The following is a 21,157-nucleotide window of genomic DNA, read 5'->3' as shown; positions in this document are numbered from 1 at the left end:
TTTTATCCTTTTAAATTTTTTAAATTATCGATACTAATTGAGCCAATGTTTCTAAAAATCGAAACAAGAATAGCCAATCCTACTGCAACTTCAGCTGCAGCAACAGCCATCGAAAAGAATACAAAAACTTGTCCTTGTGCATCTTGATGATAAGTTGAAAAAGCCACAAATAAAAGGTTTACTGCATTCAACATGATTTCGATAGACATGAAAACGATAATAGAGTTTCGTCTGTACAATACACCAAAAACACCAATACAAAAAAGTACAACACTTAAAAAGATGTAATTTTCAATACCTATTTGATTTAATATATTACCCATTATTTATTTAATTTTTCTTTTTTAGACAATAATACAGTTCCAATCATCGCAACCAAAAGTAAAATTGAAGCAAATTCAAATGGCACCATATATTCGTTCAACAATATTTTACCCAATACTTTAATAGATTGGAAATCCTCTCCAGTTGAATCATATTCACCAACAATTGGTTTAGAGTTAATGAATATTGCAATTAAAACCACGCAAATCAAACAGAAAGAAACAATAGCTCCCAAACGTGTGATTCTTGGTCGGTGAACTTCTCGCTGCTCGTTCAGGTTCATCAACATGATGGTAAACAGGAACAGAATCATAATTGCTCCAGAATAGACTATTATATGTACAATTGCTAAAAATTGTGAGTTTAATAATAAATAATGACCAGCAATAGAGAAGAAACAAATCACTAAGTAAATTGCTGAGTGAATTGGATTTCTGCTAAAAATGGTTAAAAAAGCAGTTATTACGGTGATAAACGCTAAGAAACAAAATATAATTTGTACAGTTGTTGCGTGTGCAAAATCAGGAATATGTATCATTAGTTAGCGTTATTTAATTGTGAGTTTTTAATAGCCATTTCTAAAGGCATCACTAATTTGTCTTTTCCAAAAATGAAATCTTCTCTGTCATAATTAGCCGGAACTAATACTTTAGAAGTTGTCAAATAGATAGCGTCTTTCGGGCAAGCTTCTTCACACAATCCACAGAAAATACAACGAAGCATATTGATCTCATAGATTTCAGCATATTTTTCTTCTCTGTATAAGTGTTTCTCATTTGGCTTACGCTCAGCAGCTTTCATTGTAATTGCTTCTGCAGGACAAGATAAAGCACATAATCCGCAAGCGGTACAATTTTCACGGCCTTGCTCATCACGTTTCAGCATGTGCTGACCGCGATAAACTGGACTCATTTCACGAACTTCTTCTGGATAGTGAATCGTAATTTTTTTTCTAAAAAGGTGCTTAAGCGTAATAGCAAGACCTTTTACAATCGCCACAAGATACAATCGTTCCAAAAAAGACATCTCTTTATTAGAGACCACTTTTTTTCTACCCGATAATGATATAGTTTCTATTGACATTTCTTAATCTATGATTTATGATTTTCAATTTGAGATCAATCAAATTTTAAATCTATTTTATTTTTATTTGAAGCCAGTTACGGTTCTTAGAATCCTAAAGCTGCTGCGATATCGTGTCTTAAAATAACAGCACCCGTAATCATAATATTAATAATCGAAAGCGGAATTAAAATTCTCCAGCCTAAGTTCATTAATTGGTCATATCTAAATCTTGGAATTGTCCAACGTACCCACATGTAAAAGAATATGAAGAAACATATTTTTACAAATAATACCCCAATTCCTAAAAGATTAGCGGTGTTAATACCAACATTTTCTACCATCCACTGCATTCCTGGGTAATTGTAACCTCCAAAGAATAAAACAGAAATAATAGTAGCAGAGATAAACATACTTGCGTATTCAGCAAATAAATAGAATCCCATTTTCATGGATGAATATTCAGTATGATAACCTCCAATTAATTCGTTTTCACATTCTGCTAAGTCAAACGGTGTTCTGTTAGTTTCGGCAAATGAACAAATTAAGAAGATTAAGAATGATAATGGCTGATAAAAAACATTCCAGTTCATTCCTTGCTGCTGTAATGAAATTTCTCTTAAACTCATTGTTCCAGTCATCATCAATAAAGCAATCATTGATAATCCCATGGCAACTTCATAAGAAACCATTTGAGAAGCTGCACGAACAGCTCCCATTAATGAGAATTTATTGTTTGAAGCCCATCCACCAATCATGATACCGTAAACTCCAACAGAAAGAACTCCAAAAATGTATAATAAAGCAATATTAACATCAGTTGCTTGAAGATAAATATCTCTTCCAAAAAGATGTAGTTTATCTCCCCACGGAATTACAGCACTTGTCATCAAGGCTGTACTCATGGCAATTGCAGGACCTACAACAAATAAAAATTTGTTTGGCGTGTTTGGGAAAAATTCTTCTTTTGAGAATAATTTCATACCATCGGCAAGCGGCTGTAATAAACCTCCCCAACCGGCACGGTTTGGACCAACACGGTCTTGAAGAAAAGCAGCAACTTTACGTTCAGCCCAAGTAGAGTACATTGCCATAATCATTGTTACCGCAAAAACGACAACAATAACAACACTTTTTTCTATAATAAATGCACTTTCCATTTCTTAAACTTTTTTATCATTAGCATTTAATGGAATTGCAGCCATACTAATTTTTTTGCGGTCAATATCTCTACCCAAAAGAATATTTTTCTCTGTATCGATTTCAACTTTCTCTAATTTTTGAGTGTAGTTATTTTGGTTGATAACAGAATCTTTTTCAAATTCTCTTGGTCCTTCAATAACCCAGTCATTAACGTTTTTGTGATCAAAACGACAGCTGTTGCAGATGAATTCTTCAACTTCATGATACTCATCTTTGCGACCAGTTACACGCTGAATTTCTCCACCAAACATCCAAACTGTAGTTTTACCGCAACATCCAGGAGTAGTACACTCTCTATGTGCGTTATAAGGTTTGTTAAACCAAACTCTTGATTTAAAACGGAAAGTTTTGTCTGTTAAAGCTCCAACTGGACAAACGTCAATCATATTTCCAGAAAACTCGTTGTCGATTGCTTTAGAAATTCCAGTTGAAATATTAGCGTGATCACCACGATCTAATACTCCGTGAACTCTGTTGTCTGTCAATTGATCTGCAACTTGTACACATCTTTGGCATAAAATACAACGGTTCATATGCAGTTGAATATTTGGACCAATATCTTCTGGTTCAAATGTTCTTTTTTCTTCAATATAACGTGATTTTGGGTTTCCGTGCTCAAAACTTAAATTTTGAAGGTCACATTCACCAGCTTGATCACAAATAGGACAGTCTAATGGGTGGTTGATCAATAAAAATTCTGTTACAGATTTACGTGCTTCGGTAACTCTGGCAGAAGATTTACTGTTTACTTCCATTCCGTCCATACATCCTGTTACACAAGATGCCATTAATTTTGGCATTGGTCTTGGATCAGCTTCACTTCCTTTTGAAACTTCGACTAAACAGCAACGACATTTTCCACCGCTGCCTTTTAATTTTGAGTAATAGCACATGGCTGGCGGCACCAAATCTCCACCAATCATACGTGCAGCCTGCAGGATCGTTGTTCCTGGTTCTACGTCTATACTTTGACCGTCTATGGTTACTTTCATCTCTTTATGATTTGAATGTTGAAAGTCGGAATATTTTAAAGAATTGCTGTCCTTTTTAATATTATGAACTTTATAACTTTCTGCTTTTTATTTTTATACGATTACTTTACCGCCTACTAAATGCTTTACTTGTGAAAAAGGTTCAGCAACAAAGTGATCTCTATTTTTTATTTTTTCTGGGAAACGAACGTGATATTCAAATTCATCTCTAAAGTGACGAATTGCAGCAGCTACTGGCCAAGAAGCAGCGTCACCAAGTGGACAAATTGTGTTTCCTTCAATTTTACTCTGAATGCTCCACAATAATTCGATATCTTCTTCACGACCTTGACCGTTTTCGATTCTCCATAAGATTTTTTCTAACCATCCCGTTCCTTCACGGCAAGGTGTACATTGTCCGCAAGATTCGTGGTGGTAAAAACGTGCAAAGTTCCAAGTGTTTCTTACGACACAAGCGGTATCGTTGTAAACAATAAATCCGCCTGATCCTAACATTGATCCAGTAGCAAAACCACCATCACTTAAAGATTCGTAAGTCATTAAACGATCTTCTCCGTTTGCTGTTTTGAAAATCAATTCAGCTGGTAAAATCGGCACAGAAGAACCTCCCGGTACAAATGCTTTTAATGGACGACTTGAAGACATTCCTCCTAAATATTCATCAGAATTCATGAATTCGTCAACACTTAAACCTAATTCAATTTCGTAAACTCCAGGATTTTTGATGTGCCCAGAAGCAGAAATTAATTTAGTTCCAGTTGAACGTCCAATTCCGATTTTTGCATAATCATCACCAGAATTGTTTACAATCCATGGCACCGTTGCAATAGTTTCAACATTGTTTACCACTGTTGGATTTGCCCAAAGTCCTGAAACTGCTGGGAAAGGTGGTTTAATACGAGGATTTCCTCTTTTACCTTCTAGAGACTCAATAAGTGCAGTTTCTTCTCCGCAAATATAAGCTCCAGCTCCACAGTGTACGTGAAGTTCAAGATCGTAACCTGAACCTAATATATTTTTTCCTAACCAGCCTGCAGCTTTAGCTTCGGCGATTGCTCTTTCTAAAATTTTGAAAACCCACATATATTCTCCACGAATGTAGATATACGAAAGGTTTGCGCCCAAAGCATAACTTGAAGTGATCATTCCTTCGATCAATAAGTGAGGAATATATTCCATCAAATAACGATCTTTAAAAGTTCCCGGTTCAGATTCGTCGGCGTTACAAACTAAGTGTCTTGGTTTTCCTGATTTTTTGTCAATAAAGCTCCATTTCATTCCGGCAGGGAAACCCGCGCCACCACGACCACGAAGACCTGATTTTTTTACTTCTTCAGTAACTTCATCTGGTGTAAGTGTTTTTAAAGCTTTTTCTACAGAAGCATACCCGCCATTTTGACGATAAACTTCGTAGGTTTTAATTCCAGGAATATTGATTTTATCTAATAATATTTTTTGTGACATCTTATTTATCGTGTAATATTATTTTATCCTCTTTACAATCAGCGATTAACTGATCGATTTTTTCTTCTGTCAATTTCTCTTTGTAGAAATCGCCTAATTGCATCATCGGAGCATATCCGCAAGCACCTAAACATTCTACACCAGCAATGGTAAACATTCCGTCTGGAGTTGTTTCTCCCATTTTAATGCCTAATTTTTCAGAAGTATAATCCATTAAATTTTCGGCACCGCTTAAACAACAACAAGATGTCTGGCAAAATTCAAACATGTATTTTCCAATTGGCTTTTGGTTGAACATGGTATAAAAAGTAACCACTTCATAAACCTCAATTGGTTTTATCTGAAGAATTTCGGCAACCTTATCTTGCAGTTCAATGCTTAACCAGTTGTTATGTGCATCTTGAACCTCATGCAAAACAGGCAGTAAAGCCGATTTTTGTTTGCCTTCCGGATAATGACTGATCAATTCATTGATACGAGCGATCAATGCCTCAGTCATATTTATTTCTTGTTTGTAATGTTTACGTTCCATTTTATTTTAGATTTTAGATTTAAGATTTTAGATTTTTAATCTGTTGTCTTTAAATCCATATTCTGCAATCTTTGTTTAAGTTTTAGATTCTTCAATCTGAATTTTTCAATTCCTAATTATAATTTTTAAATCTAAATTCTAAAAACTGCATTTCAATCAGCAATCTAAAATCTACAATCTAAAATCTACAATTTGTTAGGCGTCTAACTCTCCTGCAATTACGTTTAAACTCGAAAGGATAACAATTGCATCAGAAAGTAATGAGCCTTTAATCATTTCAGGATAGGCTTGGTAATAAATAAAACAAGGTCTTCTGAAATGTAATCTATATGGAGTTCTGCTTCCGTCTGTAACTAAATAGAATCCAATTTCGCCGTTTCCTCCTTCAACAGGGTGGTAAATTTCTGCAACTGGTACAGGAACTTCTCCCATTACAATCTTAAAGTGATAAATTAAAGATTCCATAGAAGTGTAAACATCTTCTTTTGGAGGAAGGTAATAATCAGGAACTTCTGCGTGGTATTCGTTTCCAGCCGGCATTTTATCCAAAGCTTGACGAATAATGCTTAAACTTTCCCAAACTTCGGCATTACGAACGCAGAAACGATCGTAAGTGTCGCCTGATTTTCCAACAGGAACATTAAATTCGAAGTCTTCGTAAGAAGAGTAAGGTTGTGCAACACGAACATCATAATCAATTCCGGCAGCACGTAAGTTTGGACCTGTAAATCCGTAAGCCATTGCTTGTTCAGCAGAAATAGCACCTACGTTTACAGTTCTATCAAGGAAAATTCTGTTTCTTTCGAATAAGTTAACAAACTCTTGCCAAGCAACAGGAAAATCTTTTAAGAAAACATCTAGTTTGCGAAAAGCTTCTGGTGACCAGTCTCTTTCGAAACCACCAATTCTTCCCATATTTGTTGTTAAACGAGCGCCGCAAATTTCTTCGTAGATCTCATAAACTTTTTCTCTGAATTGAAAAACGTATAAGAAACCAGTATAAGCACCAGTATCTACTCCTAGAATCGAGTTACAAATTAAGTGATCTGTAATACGAGCAAGCTCCATTACAATAACTCTTAAGTATTGTGCTCTTTTAGGAACTTCAATATTTAGTAATTTCTCTAAAGTCATCCACCATCCCATATTGTTAATAGGAGAGGAGCAATAGTTCATACGATCTGTAAGAGGTGTGATTTGATAGAAAGGACGATTCTCAGCAATTTTTTCAAAAGCTCTGTGGATGTAACCAATAGTTGGTTCAGCCTCTAGGATTCTTTCACCATCCATTAATAGGATGTTTTGAAAAATACCGTGAGTCGCAGGATGCGTTGGTCCTAAATTCAGAACCGAAAGCTCGCTTCCGTCTTCGTTTAGTTTGTCCTTAATTATTTTAGCATAACGATGCTCTGGTGGTAATAATAGTTCTGACATTTTATAATGTTGAATTATTTTTTAGCAATTTGTTGTTGTTCTTCCAAAGAATCTGTCGTCTTTATCAGTTCTTCCGCTGTCTTCCATTGGGAATTCTTTTCTCATTGGGAAAGACACCATTTCGTCCATATTCAAAATACGTTTCAATTGCGGGTGACCAATAAAATTGATTCCGAAGAAATCGTATGTTTCTCTTTCCATCCAGTTTGAACTCAAGAAAATATTTGAAACGGTTTTGATCTCTGGTTTTTCACCATTCAAGTAAACTTTGATTCTAATACGTTTGTTTTCGTACCAGTTGTGCAAATGATAAACTATCGCAAATTGACGATCTGCATCGTTGTCTGGATAATGAATGCCGCATAAGTCTGTTAAGAAGTGAAAACGTAAGTCAGAATCATTTTTCAGGAAAAGGATCAATGCTGTGATTTTTTCAGGAGTTGTTTCTAATGAAAAAATATCTCTTTCTTGTTGAAAGTTAAAAACACTTGTATCAAATGTTTCTGTAAGTTTATCTTGAATCAGGGTATTTTCTAAAGCCATCTTATGAAATGTTATAGGAAGCTAATAATTCTTGGTATTCCGGAGAGCTTCTGCGTCTAACAGATTCGCTTTTTACCAATTCTTGTAATCTCATTACTCCGTCAACGATTTGTTCTGGTCTTGGAGGACATCCTGGAACGTAAACGTCAACCGGGATTACTTTGTCAATTCCTTGCAGAACTGAGTACGTGTCGAAAACACCACCCGATGAAGCACAAGCTCCAACGGCAATTACCCAGCGAGGTTCAGACATTTGTTCGTAAACTTGTCTTAAAATCGGGGCCATTTTTTTTGAAATTGTTCCCATTACTAATAACATATCTGCTTGACGAGGAGAGAAACTCACACGCTCAGATCCAAATCGTGCTAAATCGTAATGTGAAGCCATTGTTGCCATAAACTCAATTCCGCAGCATGAAGTTGCAAAAGGTAAAGGCCAAAGAGAATTCGCGCGTGCCAAACCTACAACATCATTTAGTTTTGTTGCGAAGAAGCCTTCACCAACAACACCTTCAGGTGGCGCAACCATATTTACATTTGAATCGCTCATTTTTATTTTAGATTGTAGATTTCTGATTTTAGATTTTAAATCTTGAAATCGAAATCAATATTTTAAAAAATCAATATTGTATTTTGAAGAAATTAGCTTTCAAATCTATCCCGATAGCTATCGGGACTGAAATCTAAAATCGCATTTATTCCCAGTCTAAAGCTTTCTTTTTGATGATGTAGAAAAAACCAACTAAAAGCAATGACATAAAAACAATCATTTTCAGCATTCCTTCAATACCAAGTTCTTTAAAATTTACTGCCCAAGGATAAAGAAAAATTACCTCTACATCAAACAATACAAACAGGATGGCAACTAGGAAATATTTTACTGAAAAAGGAATACGTGCATTACCAACAGATTCGATCCCGCACTCGAAGTTTTTATCTTTAACTTCAGAGGTTCTTTTTGGGCCTAATTTTCCAGAAATAATGATTGTTCCTACAACAAAACCAACAGCTAGAATGAACTGCATTAAAATAGGAATGTAACTGTATTGATCAGATTGCATAAGCTTAACTTTTTTACTTAAAGAATAAGCCACAAAGATAACTTTCAATGACGTAAATCACAAACTAAAGGGGGACATAAGTATGCAATGCAACAACGTTTGGGTGTAATTTTTATTGATTATAAATAAGGTCTTAAAATTTTAATATTTTTTTAAGAAATGAGCAAAAAAAAACGTCTCGATGTGTATCGAGACGTTTTTAAAACCATTCAGAGGCAAAAAAAATAAATTGCTATATTTTTCTTAGATTACTGCTACTTTAGCAGCAACTTTCCCTTTTCTTCCTTCTTCTTCTTCATAGCTTACACGGTCACCTTCGCGTAATTCTTCCGCGTTAATTCCTGAAGCGTGAACGAAGATGTCCTTTCCTGTTTCTTCGTCTGTAATGAATCCATAACCTTTAGATTCATTGAAAAATTTTACTGTACCTGTACGCATTGTAATTGTAATAATAATTTATAATAAAGCAAATGTAATATATAAATTCATACAAAAGACATTAGGGTGTTAAATTTTTGTAAAAATTATTGATTTCCAGTGTTTTTACGTGGTTTATTGCATCAAATTTTATATGAAATGCCATAATTTGAGAATCGTTAATTGTAAGAATATAAAAACGAGTCGATTGTAGGAATTTGAAATTTTAAGAATTTTTATTTTTAAGTATGTTTTTTCTCTTTTTTGAAAAGTAAAAAAGAGAAATATTTAGAGGTTTTAATAAAAATTAAAGCCTTATTTTAATAATCTTAAGTTATTTGTATTTTGTATAAAGAGTAGTGGAACAAGATTGAACAATGTAATCAGAGACGTATATTTTTTCCTTTTCGATTATTGCTGTATTTGGGGGGATTATAGACCAAATTGTTTTTTCTTTTGCAATTTCTCGCCCGTCGGTCATTTTGAGGATAAAAAACAATTTATAAGTTTTTAATTTATGGTCAAAAACTGTCGATTTAGAATTATTTTTTAGTTCGTATTCAATTTCAATTTCTTTGTTTGTGTTTTTCTCAGAAAAGCAAATAGTTTTAACCTGTAAATTAAAATCTTTTTCCTGATCGTCAGCTTGTTGCTTTTCAAAACCAATGTTTTTTGCTGGCTGATTTGGTACTGATATGCAATTGCAAAAAGCAAGGCAGGTTAAAAAGGGTATTATTTTTTTCATTACTTAGAGAATAACATTAATATTCTTAAGATGGATTGGCTGTTATATTGATTTTTAAATTTCACATTGATATTCTCTATTTTTTCTCTGGAAAGCGGCATGTAAAAAGAATTTATAATTTCATCGAATTTGATGGTCTCTTTTTCATGAAGATTTTTTAAAATAGTACTTCCCATCAAATTGTTGAAGGTCTTTTTATACTGTTTAAAAAGAGATTGGTAAATTTTTGGATGTTCTTTGTATTGACTGTGGTCTTCTGTAGTAAGCTCGTCTGCTAGAAAACCTAAATAAGGAAGGTCTAAAAGCACTCTATTTTGGCTAATTAAGACCATATTAGTCAAGTCTTGAAGATCTTGCTTTTTACTGCTTCTCCCATAATCAGTAAGAATTCCTGCTTGTTGTATAAAAAGCTTATTTAATTCACGTACAAGTTGTGCTAACTCAGATTCTTTGTTATCAATAGTAGATACTTTTAATCTGTTATATAATACATCTGTTAAATCGTGGATACTATTAGATATTTTCAGGATAGTTTTTTTTTCATCTACATTAAAATTTTTCAAATCGGCAACAAGTAATTCTTTGCTTAAGTCATCGTAGCGTTTTGTTAATTTGAAAAAATAAGCGTCTGTGTTTTTAAAAAACAGACTTTTATCTTGTTCTTTTTCGTTAAAATCGTTAGTTACACTTACTAAAAAGTCATAGAATTTGGAACACGCCAAAACGTTATAAATAACTTCAATACGATTTTTTTTGATAGCCAATTCTTGTTCTGAAACGTTGCTGTTAATAAGAAGTTTGCCTTTTTTATTAGTGAAGTAAACAGCATCAAAGTTTTGTTTTTTCGAAAAATCATTTTTTTCAAAATCAATAAAAGGTTTGCCTTCAGCATTCAATAAGAAAGCCATGTCCTTAATTTTTTTCTCGGGCATTTCAGTTAAATAGCGATAGCTTTTGTTGTAATCAACAAGTAGTGCTTTGTCTTTAAATTCTAGTGCTTTTGCATTATCTCCCAAAGCATAGTAACTGGTTGAGATATTTGCCATTAAAGCCCAATAAATTTTTTTGGTCTTTTTATTGTTTACATCATATTTAGAAACTTCATTTTCCCAAAATTTTATTTTTTCCTCAAGGAGATTTTTTATTTTAAGATAGTTCTCATCTGTGTCTTCTAAATTTCTGGTAAATTCAAAAGCATCCACAGATTGGTTTATTTGGTCAAGATCATCGTCTTTGAATTTGTATAAAGGAAGGGTTTCTTCAATTCTAGTAAAATCGATAGTTTCTTTAATTTCTTTGAAAAAATTGTACAAAACATCTTTGTTATAAAGGTCGTAACAATTTTGGTTAATTGTTCCGCTTGAATTTTTAAGAAGTAATTGTATTTGGCTGTTTGCAATTTCTTCTGTTTTAATACTGAAGTTGTTATAAACACTTACCTCTGAGATAACTTGAGAGGAGTTAAAATCTTTAGTATAAACAACTTCGTTTTTTCGTTTTATTGTAAAATTCAGCTTTGAAGTAAAGACGATTTGACCAATATAACTGATGTCGTTACCGTTGGTTATTTTTTCTACTTTAGTATCAAGATGCGTGCTGATAGGTTGTATAAATAACAAATAGTCGCTCTGTGTTGGAGCGACTATTTCTAAATTTCTTAAGCTAAGATTGCGAATCGCATAGGCAGAGACTTGATTGTCTATTACGCTGCGTTCTGTGGGATCCTCTACGATAACACCTATTTTATTACTTTCTATTTTTACTTTAGGATATTTCCAATCATAAAATGAGTATAAGACTTGTTTTGGGCTTTGCGCAAAACAGTTTACAACAAAAAGCAGTAAAAAGATTTTTTTTATCATTATTTTTTAGAGGTCTAATTTAATTGAAAGCTCTTTTAATTGTGCGTCGTCAATTGCTGCAGGAGCATCAATCATAACATCACGTCCTGAATTATTCTTAGGGAAAGCAATAAAATCTCTAATCGTTTCTTGACCACCTAAAATAGCTACTAATCTATCCAATCCAAAAGCTAAACCTCCATGTGGCGGCGCTCCAAACTGGAATGCATCCATTAAGAAACCAAATTGTGCTTTTGCTTCTTCTTCAGTAAATCCTAAATATTTAAACATTAACTGTTGTGTAGCTTTATCGTGAATACGAATAGATCCACCGCCAATTTCGTTTCCGTTTAAAACCATATCATATGCATTTGCACGAACTTTTCCTGGTTCTGTTTCCAGCAAAGCCATATCTTCTGGTTTTGGAGATGTAAACGGGTGGTGCATGGCGTGGTAACGACCGCTTTCTTCATCAAGTTCCAATAATGGGAAATCGACAACCCATAATGGAGCAAATTCTTCAGGTTTACGTAATCCTAAACGAGTTGCTAATTCCATACGAAGTGCAGAAAGTTGTGCTCTTGTTTTATTTGCAGGACCTGAAAGTACAAAAATCATGTCTCCAGGATTTGCTTCCGTTGTTTTTGCCCAGTTTGCTAAATCATCTTGATCGTAGAATTTATCTACAGATGATTTGTATGTTCCGTCTTCGTTGCATTTTACATATACCATTCCAGACGCTCCAACTTGCGGACGTTTTACCCAGTCAATTAATCCGTCAATTTCTTTACGAGTGTAATTTCCTGCTCCCGGAACTGCAATTCCCACAACTAATTCAGCCGAGTTGAAAACTGGGAATTCTTTGTGTTGTGCAGATTCGTTTAACTCGCCAAATTTCATCCCAAAACGAATGTCTGGTTTGTCATTTCCATATGTTTTCATAGCATAATCGTAGGTAATTCTTGGGAATTTTTCTACTTCGATGCCTTTAATTTCTTTTAATAAATGTCTTGTCAAACCTTCAAAAACATTCAAAATATCTTCTTGTTCCACAAATGCCATTTCGCAGTCAATCTGAGTAAATTCAGGTTGACGATCTGCACGTAAATCTTCGTCACGGAAACATTTCACAATTTGGAAATATTTATCCATTCCGCCCACCATCAATAATTGCTTGAAAGTTTGCGGAGATTGTGGCAATGCATAAAATTGCCCTTCGTTCATACGACTTGGTACAACGAAATCTCTTGCTCCTTCTGGAGTTGATTTGATTAAGTAAGGCGTTTCAACTTCGCAGAAATCTAAATCAGATAGATATTTACGAACTTCCATTGCTACTTTATGACGAAATAATAAGCTGTTTTTTACAGGATTTCTTCTGATATCTAAATAACGGTATTTCATTCTGATATCTTCTCCGCCGTCAGTTTCATCTTCGATTGTAAATGGGGGAGTTAAAGCCGAATTAAGAATAGTCAATTCAGAAACTAAAATTTCGATTTCACCAGTTGGAATATTTTTGTTTTTAGCTTCACGTTCAATTACAGTTCCTTTTACCTGAATTACAAATTCACGGCCAAGAGTTTTAGCTAATTCAAAAACGGTTTTATCAGTACGACTTTCGTCGAAAATAAGTTGTGTGATTCCATAACGGTCGCGTAGATCGACCCAATTCATAAATCCTTTATCGCGTGATTTTTGAACCCAGCCCGCAAGTGTAACTTCGGTATTAATATTTGAAGCGTTTAATTCGCCGCAATTATGACTTCTATACATGATCTCAATTTTAGATTGCAAAAGTAAACACAAAAAACAAAATAATATAGTAAAGTGATAACTTGATGCTTATAAATTTTAAAAATTTTGTTAATTCTAAAATTTTGATGTGTAATTTCTTTAGATTTGAATCAGTAAAAACAAATATAAATATCTATGAAAAAACTTTTTGTTACTGGTCTGTTGATATTTGGCACTTTAAGTGTTGTTGGACAATCCAAAAATCAAATAAAATTTACAGCCAAAATTGCGAATAGAAATAGTGACACTCTTGTCATTAGAGGAAAAGATAATTTTAAACAAGTTATTCCGATTAACAAAAAGGAAACTTTTGCAGCTTCTTTTGATGCGCCAAAAGGATTTTATGTGTTTTCTGACGGAACCGAATCGTCTAGGTTATATTTGAAACCAAATTCTGAGGTAAACTTAACAATGAATGCCAAAGAATTTGATGAAACTATTGTTTTTAGCGGTAAAGGTGTTGAAGAGAGTAACTTTTTAGCACAGCAAGCTTTAAGAAATGAAAAACTTGAGGGAGCTTTTTCTAAAGAACCTGCTGAATTTGCAACAATATTAGAGGCTAAGAAAAAGACTGATGTTGAAAGTTTAGAGAAAGGAAATTTTGATCCAGAATTTGTTACTGCCATGAAAAGTAATCTTGAGCGTTTTAATCAATTCGCAGTTGAGAATTATGAAAGAACGGCAAAAGCAAATAAAATGAACGGAAAACCTTCACCAGAGTTTGATTATGACAATTATAAAGGAGGAAAAACAAAATTGTCTGATTTAAAAGGCAAGTATGTTTATATTGATCTTTGGGCAACTTGGTGTGCACCTTGCAGAGCCGAGATTCCTTACCTGCAAAAAATTGAAGAGAAATACCATGGAAAAAACATTGAGTTTGTGAGTATTTCTATCGATAAAGCAAAAGACAATGAAAAATGGAAAAAGTTTGTAGCTGATAAAAATCTTGGAGGTGTTCAGCTTTTTGCTGATAAGGATTGGGAATCTGAATTTGTTGTAAATTATGGTGTAATGGGAATTCCGAGATTTATCTTGATTGATCCAAAAGGAAACATTGTAAGTTCTGATGCTGAAAGACCTTCATCTCCAGACCTTCAAAAGCAATTAGATTCGTTATTAAACTAATTTAAGGATTAAATTTACATCGTTATCGTAATTTTAGTTTTTGATTAAAATACTAGTAAAACCAGTGCTTGAGCGCTGGTTTTATTGTTTTAGGTAAAATTCCAATGTTAAGTTTTTACTCAATGTTACCAAATTGTTAAGTAAAAGTTTTTTTAATGTAAACAAATAGGTATATTTGATAAAGATTTGAAAACATTAATACCTAAAGATATGAAAAAGAGTATAATTTTAGCGGCGCTATTGTTCACTGGAATAGTAGTGGCACAAGAAGCAAAACCAGAATTAGAAGCTGTTGGGAACAAGGTAAAAGCTATTTATTATTATGATAATGGCAATGTTCAACAAGAAGGCTTCTTTAAGGATGGTAAATTAGACGGTGTCTGGGTATCTTATGACGAAAAAGGACATAAAAAAGCCGTTGGAGAATACACAGACGGAGTGAAAACTGGAAAATGGATTATCTTTAATGAAAACAATTTAAGCGAAGTTGCTTATGTTGACAATAAAGTAAGCACAGTTAGAAACTTACAGAAAAATGCATTAGCAAATAGAAACTAATTTCCGTTTCTAACAATTTATAAAAAACCGCTTCTAATAAGCGGTTTTTTTATTTCTTAGATTTTTTTCTTCTTCCAAACCAAATGACAAAACCTGTTACAGGAAGCGCAGAGGCAATTAAGCTGACTGTAAAGGCGAGGATTTTTCCAGGTAAATCTAGGACTTGTCCTGTATGTATGCCATAATTCATTTCGACAACTTTTAAACCTAAGCTTTTTGAATGATAGGGATCGCTTTGAATTAATTTTCCGTCATATGGATGAAAATAATAATTGCTTTGATGATCGTATCTTAATGCATGCGGGTATGCTCCTGTATTAATAATGTCTCCTTTTTGCTGAGGAAATGTTACAAAGAGCATTTCGGCTTTTGGCTGCATTTTCATGGTTTGAATAAAAGCACGATCTATTGCTGTAATTGAATTAGAGGTGAATTTTGTTGTGTCGATTATTGGTGCTTTTGTTTCAATTGCTTTGTCGCCTCCAAAATTAAAGGTTTTGTATATTTCGTCGCCAACCCATTCGTATGTAAATGTTAAACCAGTTACAGCAAGAATAAAAGCGATCATTGCAATATAAAAACCAGATGTATTGTGCCAGTCATAATTAACACGACGCCATTTTGCAGACCATTTTATGGTAAAACTTCTTCTAATATCGCTTCTTCTTTTCGGCCACCACTGAATTATTCCAGAAATTAATAGCAGAATAAAAATAATAGTCGAACCGCCTATAATATGTTTTCCAATATAATCAGGCAGTAATAAATACAAGTGAATGTATTCTACAATAATAAAAAAATCTGTTTTGGGATTTTCGGTTTTTAAGTATTTACCAGTATATGGATTAAAATAGAGGTATAAATTTTCAGTATCAGAATACGTATAAACAATAGCAGAGCGATTTTTTCCGTAGTAAGAAACCATACTCGATTTATTTTTCGGAACAATTTCTTTTGCTTTTTGCTGCAAAACCGATGGCATCAAAAAAGGTTTGTTCTGCGGTTCAACTAAACGCCATTCCTTTCGAGTAATGTCTTTTATTTCATCATGGAAACAAAAAATGCAACCCGTAATACAGACTATAAAAACAATAAGTCCGGAAATTAATCCGAGCCATTTATGTAAAAAACGTACTTGTTTTGTAAATCTCATTTTTTGATTAAAAACGTAAAAGTATACGCAAAATCAATAGAGGACAAATTATTTAAGCTAATTTTTAAACTGTCGCTTTTTTAGGTTTTAAATGATAAGCCGTATAGAGAGTTATGGAAGCTAGAACAATCCAGAAAATATCAATGAAAAAGATTTGAATTTTGTTTTCCATAAACGAAGTCCAAAACCAATTTCCAGAAACAATTCCGTTTGTAATTGGAATTAAAAACCCTAAAATACTTCCTGAGATAAGGCAGAATTTATTAGTGAAAGCATCATTCTTTTTAATGATAAAAAATATTGTAAGCAATAACCATCCTCCAAAATAAACAAGAAAAAGATTGTCCTTAGTTAATGGGTAAAAAACTTTTACCACTATAAAAGCAAGCGCAGTAATTGGATACATGCTTAAGCAAATGGCCAGATAAATGCGAACAACTGCTGCGTTAAAACGTCTTTTCTTTTCGGGTAAATTATTTTTTTGTCTGGCTACCAGCCAAATCATAACTCCTGAAATAATTACAAAACAAGTTATTATACCTAAAACAAAGCTTACGATTTTTAAGGCATAACCTCCGTAGTCACCATAATGAACTCGATATAAAACATTTTTTACAACATCAATGTAAGTGGTTTGTGTAACTGGATTTTTTCTGACGATTTCCTTTCCGTCAGAAATACGGTAAACCACTTTTCCAATTCCAGTAAATTTTTTATGATTTGGTAATTCGCCTTCTACTAAAACGTGCATGTTTGCATCGCCGTAGTTTTGAATAAATACTCGTGTAATCTCAAAATCAGACCAGTTGCTTTTTGCTTTTGCAACCAATTTATTGAGGTCAAAAGGTGCAGCTAATTTTTTGTTGTCAAATTTATAATCAGGATCGTTATACTCTAATTCTTTGTATAATTTATCCTGATCACCTTTGTATAATGCCATTACAGCAGGTGCCACAATTAAGAGTTTAATCATAAAAAAAGCACCTGTTACAGCATAAACAAATTGAAACGGAAGTCCAATCATTCCTAATGCCGTATGAGCATCTGTCCATAATGTTTTTAATTTTTCCTTTGGACGGAAAATGTAAAAATTAGAAACAATTTTGTTCCAATGGAGTAAAAGTCCTGTTATGATTGCAAATAAGAAAAACAAAGCGGTAAAGCCAGAAAGGTAGTAACCCACTGGATAAGGAATTTGCGCTAAAAAATGTAGACGATATAAAAATTCTCCCAAAGAGTACGATTCTTCGTAAGTGAATGATTTATAATTTTTAGTATCCAGATAAAAGAATGATCCTTCTTTTTGTTTGGCTGGAGCCAAAGTATCTTTGGTGCCTTCCATATAAACCGCAACTCTATTTTGAACAGATGGTTTAGATATGGTAATATTTCTTCCGTGTAAAACGTGTTTTTTGTCAAGATTTTCTAATGCGCTATTGTAGTCTAATTTGATTTCGCTTGTAACAGCGGTAGATTCACTTCTTTCCCAATTGATGATTTCATCTCTAAAAAAAGAAAAGGATCCCGCGAAAAAGATCACAAAAAGTACAACGCTAATGACAATACCGCTGACAGTATGTGTGTGAAAATAGATATTATAATGACGATTGTTCATAGGTTATTACACTGCTGGATTATAGGTTTGACCAAGATAAATAAGAAGAGAAAAAACTAAGGAAAGTAAAATATAGATACCCCATATTTTCCATCCGTTTTTTGCTAAGAATGCGACAACCATTAAAACAACCCAAAGGATGAATCCGCTGAAAGCCATTGTCATTAAAACTTCAGGGCGATTGAACCATGATGCTAATGCTAAATGAAATGTTGTAGAAACGAGATAACCGCCAAGAATAGCAGCGGTAATTTTGGCAAAACGAGGCCAAAATGCAGGGGTTAAATATTTTGAGTTTGCTGGCATTGGTTAGTTATGGTTTAATAATAATAAAATTCTAATAGAGCAATAATAAGAAGTACCCCTATAAGTGTTTTGCTATTTACTTTTTTTAATGGTGCAAGGATGATTATCAAACTTCCAATTGTCATTAATTGAATAAAAAACATTAAAGTTCCACAGCAAAGTGATTGTGTAAAAAGCCACATCGCATAAGCCGTTGTTAGAAGAAGCAATCCAGTAATTTTAGTTTGTTTTGGATTGTTTTTCATCCATTTTTCAAAACCAAAGTCATAAGATAAAACAGCTCTTTTTGAGGTGTAATACAAAGTGTAAAATGCTAAAAAAACAATAAGACTGGCTAATGTTATCATAATTTTATAGAATTTAAAAAACACCTTTTCTATATTCTTGAGAAAGGTGTTTTTGTTGTTTTCATTAGAATTTATAAGTAAAACTTGCAACGAAAGTTCTAGGATCTTTTGGATGTATTGTTGACCATCCGTCATAGATTTCTTCGTTTGTGATATTATTTAGTTTTAGTGTTATTCCAAATTTTTCCGTATTATAAAATAAAGAAGAGTTAATTACGGTATACTCTGGAATTGTAAATGTTCCCGAAACTGCTCGGTTCATGATTTTGTTGTCTCCCACATAGTTTCCTCCAAATCCTACACCAAATCCTCTTAATAATCCATTAGTGAATTTATAGCTTGCCCATAAGTTTGCCAAGTTGTAAGCTCCTGCACTTTCTGGTCTGAATCCTACAAAGTCAGTATCTCCTTTAGTTAGGGTTGCATCATTGTAGCTGTAACCAAGAATAATGTTTAAACCAGTAATTGGATTAGCAATAAATTCAGCTTCAAAACCTTTATTGTGCTGCGCACCGTCTTGGAAGTTTGTTACGTCTGTTGCATTTGGTCTAACACTATAAACCATATTCGAAACTTTAATGTCGTAGTAGCTTAAAGTAGCATAAATTTTATCTTTAAAGATATTCAGTTTTGTACCAAATTCTATTTGGTTAGCATGTTCAGGGTCAAACGTTACAGGAGTTCTTACTGTTCCATTTACATTTTCGCCAGGAGCTACGTTTGAAAAACCATTCATGTAGTTAGCGAAAATAGATACTTTATCGATGATTGGCTGATAAACTAATCCGAATTTTGGTGATAAAGAAGTTTGATTGTAGTTATCATCATCACTTGAAACATCTCCGCTGTTTATAAAACGATCGGCACGTAAACTTACCATTGCAGAAAGAGCAGGAGTAAAGTTAATTACATCAGAGAAATAAGCGCTGTAAACTTCTTGTTTTGTTTTATTGTTATTTCTTGGAGCGTTTCCTACAATTGCATCAGATCCTGCTTTTGTTAAATTTCCTGTGTCACCATTTGAAGGACCAACGATTGTGTTGAATGATGCTAAATCGTCTCCAATATAAATATATCCGTTTCCAAAGTATCCTGTACCACGATCAAGTCCAACTCTGTTGTAGTAGTCTAAACCAACAACAAGTCTGTTTCTTAAATTTCCTATTTTAAAATCACCAATAAAATTTTGCTGTATATCAAAAGTGGTGTTTTTATTGTCTTGGTAATTGAAAAATCTTGCTAAAACGATACCTTCCTTAATAGGAGAAAATGTCTTATTACTAGTTGCTTCATATAGATAAGCATAATTTCCAGTAGACTTAGCATTACTCGTTGAGAAAATAGTCTGAGAAGTCCATTGACTAGAAAGCTTATAATTCATTTGTGCCTGAATATTATAAGAAGGCGTTTTGATTGTTAATTCGTTGCTTGTGTACGAACGATTGTTGTCGTATTTTAATTCAGCAATATTGTGAACTCTTAACGGATTTGCTCTGTCTAGAAACAACATTGTTGGGTTTGTTGTTTCGTTATTCATAAATTCTGTATTTACTAAGAATGATAGTCGATCATTCACTTCGTAAGATAAAGATGGGGCTATGAAAAAGGACTCTATAAATCCAGCATCTTGAAAACTTTCTTGTTTATTGTATGCTGAATTAACTCTAAAGTTAAGTGTTTTTTTATCGTTTAGTGAGGTGTTAAGATCGACAGTTGCACGGTTTAATCCGTAGCTTCCTGCTGTATAGTTTACTTCTCCGCCAAATCCTTTATAAGGTCTTTTTGTTGTAGTATTGATTAATCCTCCGTATGAAATTAAGCTGCTTCCAAATAAAGTTCCAGAAGGGCCTTTGATAATTTCTACTCTGTCAATGTTTGCAGGGTCTAAACTACCGTTTGTTAAGCCTGGCACTCCGTTTACAATAGTTGCTTGAACTGGAAATCCTCTTAAAGAGTAGTAACTTGCTCCATCTCCTCCACGACCTGTTGAAGCCCAAAGTTGCGTAACACCAGGTGCATTTTTTAATGCATCATCAAATGTTGTTACTACTTGTTCTTTTAAAACTGCTGCGCTAATGGTGGTATAAACTTGTGGGTTTTCAAGATTTTTAAGAGGTAATCTAGATACTTGTTGGTTATCCTTACGAACAAAACGATTTTTTCTGCCATTTACCACAACTTCAGTTAATTCCTCTGAGTTTGAAGTGATGTTAAAATTTTCTGTCAGCTCTTCACCTGCTTTAACTGTTACTTTTTTCTCTTTTGAAGAATATCCAACAGCTGAAATTTTTAGCGTGTAGGTTCCAGGTTTTACATTTTTAATTTTATAATTACCGTTTTCGTCTGTAATTGTTCCAAATCTAGTTCCTTTAAGGGCTACAGAAATTGCTTCTGCAGAATCGTCGCTGCTTACAGTGATTTTTCCTTTTACAGTTGCTTTTTCTTGCGCTGAGATAGTTGCGCTTGCGAGAAGAAAAAAACAAAAGCTCAAAAGAGAAATTGTGAATTTATATTTCATTGCTATTTAGAATTGATTTTAATAGCGCAAATTTAAAACTTGATCAGCAACTACACAAGTTATTTTTATTTATTCTAAATTAAATTATTTTTAAAGGTTAAAATTTACATTTTTTTA

The 21,157-nt window shown here is 33.4% G+C and carries 22 protein-coding genes; 2 read left to right on the top strand and 20 right to left on the bottom strand.

The features are described 5' to 3' along the window. Positions 1 to 2: 2 nt before the first annotated feature. The 15 genes from nuoK to aspS form a co-directional block, all read right to left on the bottom strand. Positions 3 to 323, bottom strand: a complete 321-nt coding sequence (gene nuoK, locus ACHRVL_RS02100; RefSeq protein WP_012023318.1) for an NADH-quinone oxidoreductase subunit NuoK — start codon at positions 321 to 323, stop codon at positions 3 to 5. Then, complete coding sequence (locus ACHRVL_RS02095; protein WP_089053686.1) at positions 323 to 862, bottom strand: NADH-quinone oxidoreductase subunit J; 540 nt, start codon at positions 860 to 862, stop codon at positions 323 to 325. Before ACHRVL_RS02095 ends, nuoK begins: the two co-directional genes overlap by 1 nt. Continuing rightward, the gene (locus tag ACHRVL_RS02090) at positions 862 to 1,407 is read right to left on the bottom strand and encodes a NuoI/complex I 23 kDa subunit family protein (RefSeq protein ID WP_395409964.1); all 546 of its coding nucleotides are present in this window, start codon (positions 1,405 to 1,407) and stop codon (positions 862 to 864) included. The genes ACHRVL_RS02095 and ACHRVL_RS02090 overlap by 1 nt, the downstream gene beginning before the upstream one ends. 86 nt (positions 1,408 to 1,493) lie before the next feature. After that, positions 1,494 to 2,546: an NADH-quinone oxidoreductase subunit NuoH gene (gene nuoH, locus ACHRVL_RS02085; RefSeq protein ID WP_395409962.1), complete on the bottom strand. Its 1,053-nt coding sequence runs from the start codon at positions 2,544 to 2,546 to the stop codon at positions 1,494 to 1,496. A 3-nt stretch (positions 2,547 to 2,549) separates the two neighbouring features. Further along, positions 2,550 to 3,581, bottom strand: a complete 1,032-nt coding sequence (locus ACHRVL_RS02080) for a 2Fe-2S iron-sulfur cluster-binding protein (protein WP_395409960.1) — start codon at positions 3,579 to 3,581, stop codon at positions 2,550 to 2,552. 93 nt (positions 3,582 to 3,674) lie between these two features. Further along, positions 3,675 to 5,045 (bottom strand): NADH-quinone oxidoreductase subunit NuoF, encoded by a 1,371-nt coding sequence (gene nuoF / locus ACHRVL_RS02075; protein WP_253786828.1) that lies wholly within the window; start codon positions 5,043 to 5,045, stop codon positions 3,675 to 3,677. 1 nt (position 5,046) lies between these two features. After that, entirely contained in the window at positions 5,047 to 5,577 is a 531-nt protein-coding gene (locus tag ACHRVL_RS02070) for an NAD(P)H-dependent oxidoreductase subunit E (RefSeq protein ID WP_115887970.1), read from the bottom strand. A 195-nt stretch (positions 5,578 to 5,772) separates the two neighbouring features. Next, complete coding sequence (locus ACHRVL_RS02065; RefSeq protein WP_089053691.1) at positions 5,773 to 7,011, bottom strand: NADH-quinone oxidoreductase subunit D; 1,239 nt, start codon at positions 7,009 to 7,011, stop codon at positions 5,773 to 5,775. A gap of 21 nt (positions 7,012 to 7,032) precedes the next feature. Continuing rightward, on the bottom strand, positions 7,033 to 7,554 hold the full coding sequence (locus ACHRVL_RS02060; RefSeq protein ID WP_089059750.1) for an NADH-quinone oxidoreductase subunit C: 522 nt from the start codon (positions 7,552 to 7,554) through the stop codon (positions 7,033 to 7,035). Between the two features lies 1 nt (position 7,555). Then, a complete protein-coding gene (locus ACHRVL_RS02055; RefSeq protein WP_057121621.1) occupies positions 7,556 to 8,104 on the bottom strand; it encodes an NADH-quinone oxidoreductase subunit B in 549 nt (182 codons plus the stop codon). A gap of 145 nt (positions 8,105 to 8,249) precedes the next feature. Continuing rightward, positions 8,250 to 8,615, bottom strand: a complete 366-nt coding sequence (locus ACHRVL_RS02050) for an NADH-quinone oxidoreductase subunit A (RefSeq protein ID WP_089053801.1) — start codon at positions 8,613 to 8,615, stop codon at positions 8,250 to 8,252. Positions 8,616 to 8,858: 243 nt separating this feature from the next. Further along, positions 8,859 to 9,053, bottom strand: coding sequence for a cold-shock protein (locus ACHRVL_RS02045; RefSeq protein ID WP_007137066.1), 195 nt, complete (start codon positions 9,051 to 9,053; stop codon positions 8,859 to 8,861). A 313-nt stretch (positions 9,054 to 9,366) separates the two neighbouring features. After that, positions 9,367 to 9,777, bottom strand: coding sequence for a hypothetical protein (locus tag ACHRVL_RS02040; RefSeq protein ID WP_395409957.1), 411 nt, complete (start codon positions 9,775 to 9,777; stop codon positions 9,367 to 9,369). Continuing rightward, a complete protein-coding gene (locus ACHRVL_RS02035) occupies positions 9,777 to 11,639 on the bottom strand; it encodes a hypothetical protein (protein WP_395409955.1) in 1,863 nt (620 codons plus the stop codon). Before ACHRVL_RS02035 ends, ACHRVL_RS02040 begins: the two co-directional genes overlap by 1 nt. Positions 11,640 to 11,645: 6 nt before the next feature. Continuing rightward, entirely contained in the window at positions 11,646 to 13,394 is a 1,749-nt protein-coding gene (gene aspS / locus ACHRVL_RS02030) for an aspartate--tRNA ligase (RefSeq protein ID WP_395409953.1), read from the bottom strand. 156 nt (positions 13,395 to 13,550) lie between these two features. On the opposite strand from aspS, the gene ACHRVL_RS02025 reads away from it, so the two are divergent. Both ACHRVL_RS02025 and ACHRVL_RS02020 read left to right on the top strand, forming a co-directional pair. Further along, a complete protein-coding gene (locus ACHRVL_RS02025; protein WP_395409952.1) occupies positions 13,551 to 14,543 on the top strand; it encodes a TlpA family protein disulfide reductase in 993 nt (330 codons plus the stop codon). 210 nt (positions 14,544 to 14,753) lie between these two features. Further along, a complete protein-coding gene (locus ACHRVL_RS02020; RefSeq protein WP_395409950.1) occupies positions 14,754 to 15,101 on the top strand; it encodes a toxin-antitoxin system YwqK family antitoxin in 348 nt (115 codons plus the stop codon). A 49-nt stretch (positions 15,102 to 15,150) separates the two neighbouring features. Here ACHRVL_RS02020 and ACHRVL_RS02015 read toward each other — a convergent pair whose 3' ends face one another. The 5 genes from ACHRVL_RS02015 to ACHRVL_RS01995 form a co-directional block, all read right to left on the bottom strand. Then, a complete protein-coding gene (locus ACHRVL_RS02015) occupies positions 15,151 to 16,254 on the bottom strand; it encodes a PepSY-associated TM helix domain-containing protein (protein WP_395409948.1) in 1,104 nt (367 codons plus the stop codon). 64 nt (positions 16,255 to 16,318) lie between these two features. Beyond that, on the bottom strand, positions 16,319 to 17,869 hold the full coding sequence (locus ACHRVL_RS02010; RefSeq protein WP_395409946.1) for a PepSY-associated TM helix domain-containing protein: 1,551 nt from the start codon (positions 17,867 to 17,869) through the stop codon (positions 16,319 to 16,321). A 6-nt stretch (positions 17,870 to 17,875) separates the two neighbouring features. Then, positions 17,876 to 18,175, bottom strand: a complete 300-nt coding sequence (locus ACHRVL_RS02005) for a hypothetical protein (protein WP_395409944.1) — start codon at positions 18,173 to 18,175, stop codon at positions 17,876 to 17,878. A gap of 14 nt (positions 18,176 to 18,189) precedes the next feature. Continuing rightward, positions 18,190 to 18,522 carry a hypothetical protein gene (locus ACHRVL_RS02000; protein ID WP_395409941.1) on the bottom strand — a complete coding sequence of 111 codons (333 nt, stop codon included), beginning with the start codon at positions 18,520 to 18,522 and terminating at the stop codon, positions 18,190 to 18,192. Positions 18,523 to 18,586: 64 nt separating this feature from the next. After that, the gene (locus tag ACHRVL_RS01995; RefSeq protein WP_395409938.1) at positions 18,587 to 21,040 is read right to left on the bottom strand and encodes a TonB-dependent siderophore receptor; all 2,454 of its coding nucleotides are present in this window, start codon (positions 21,038 to 21,040) and stop codon (positions 18,587 to 18,589) included. Positions 21,041 to 21,157 lie beyond the last annotated feature (117 nt).

It is taken from the genome of Flavobacterium sp. FlaQc-28 (assembly GCF_044007415.1).
Classification (GTDB): domain Bacteria; phylum Bacteroidota; class Bacteroidia; order Flavobacteriales; family Flavobacteriaceae; genus Flavobacterium.
This window is presented reverse-complemented; position numbering and strand designations above follow the sequence as displayed.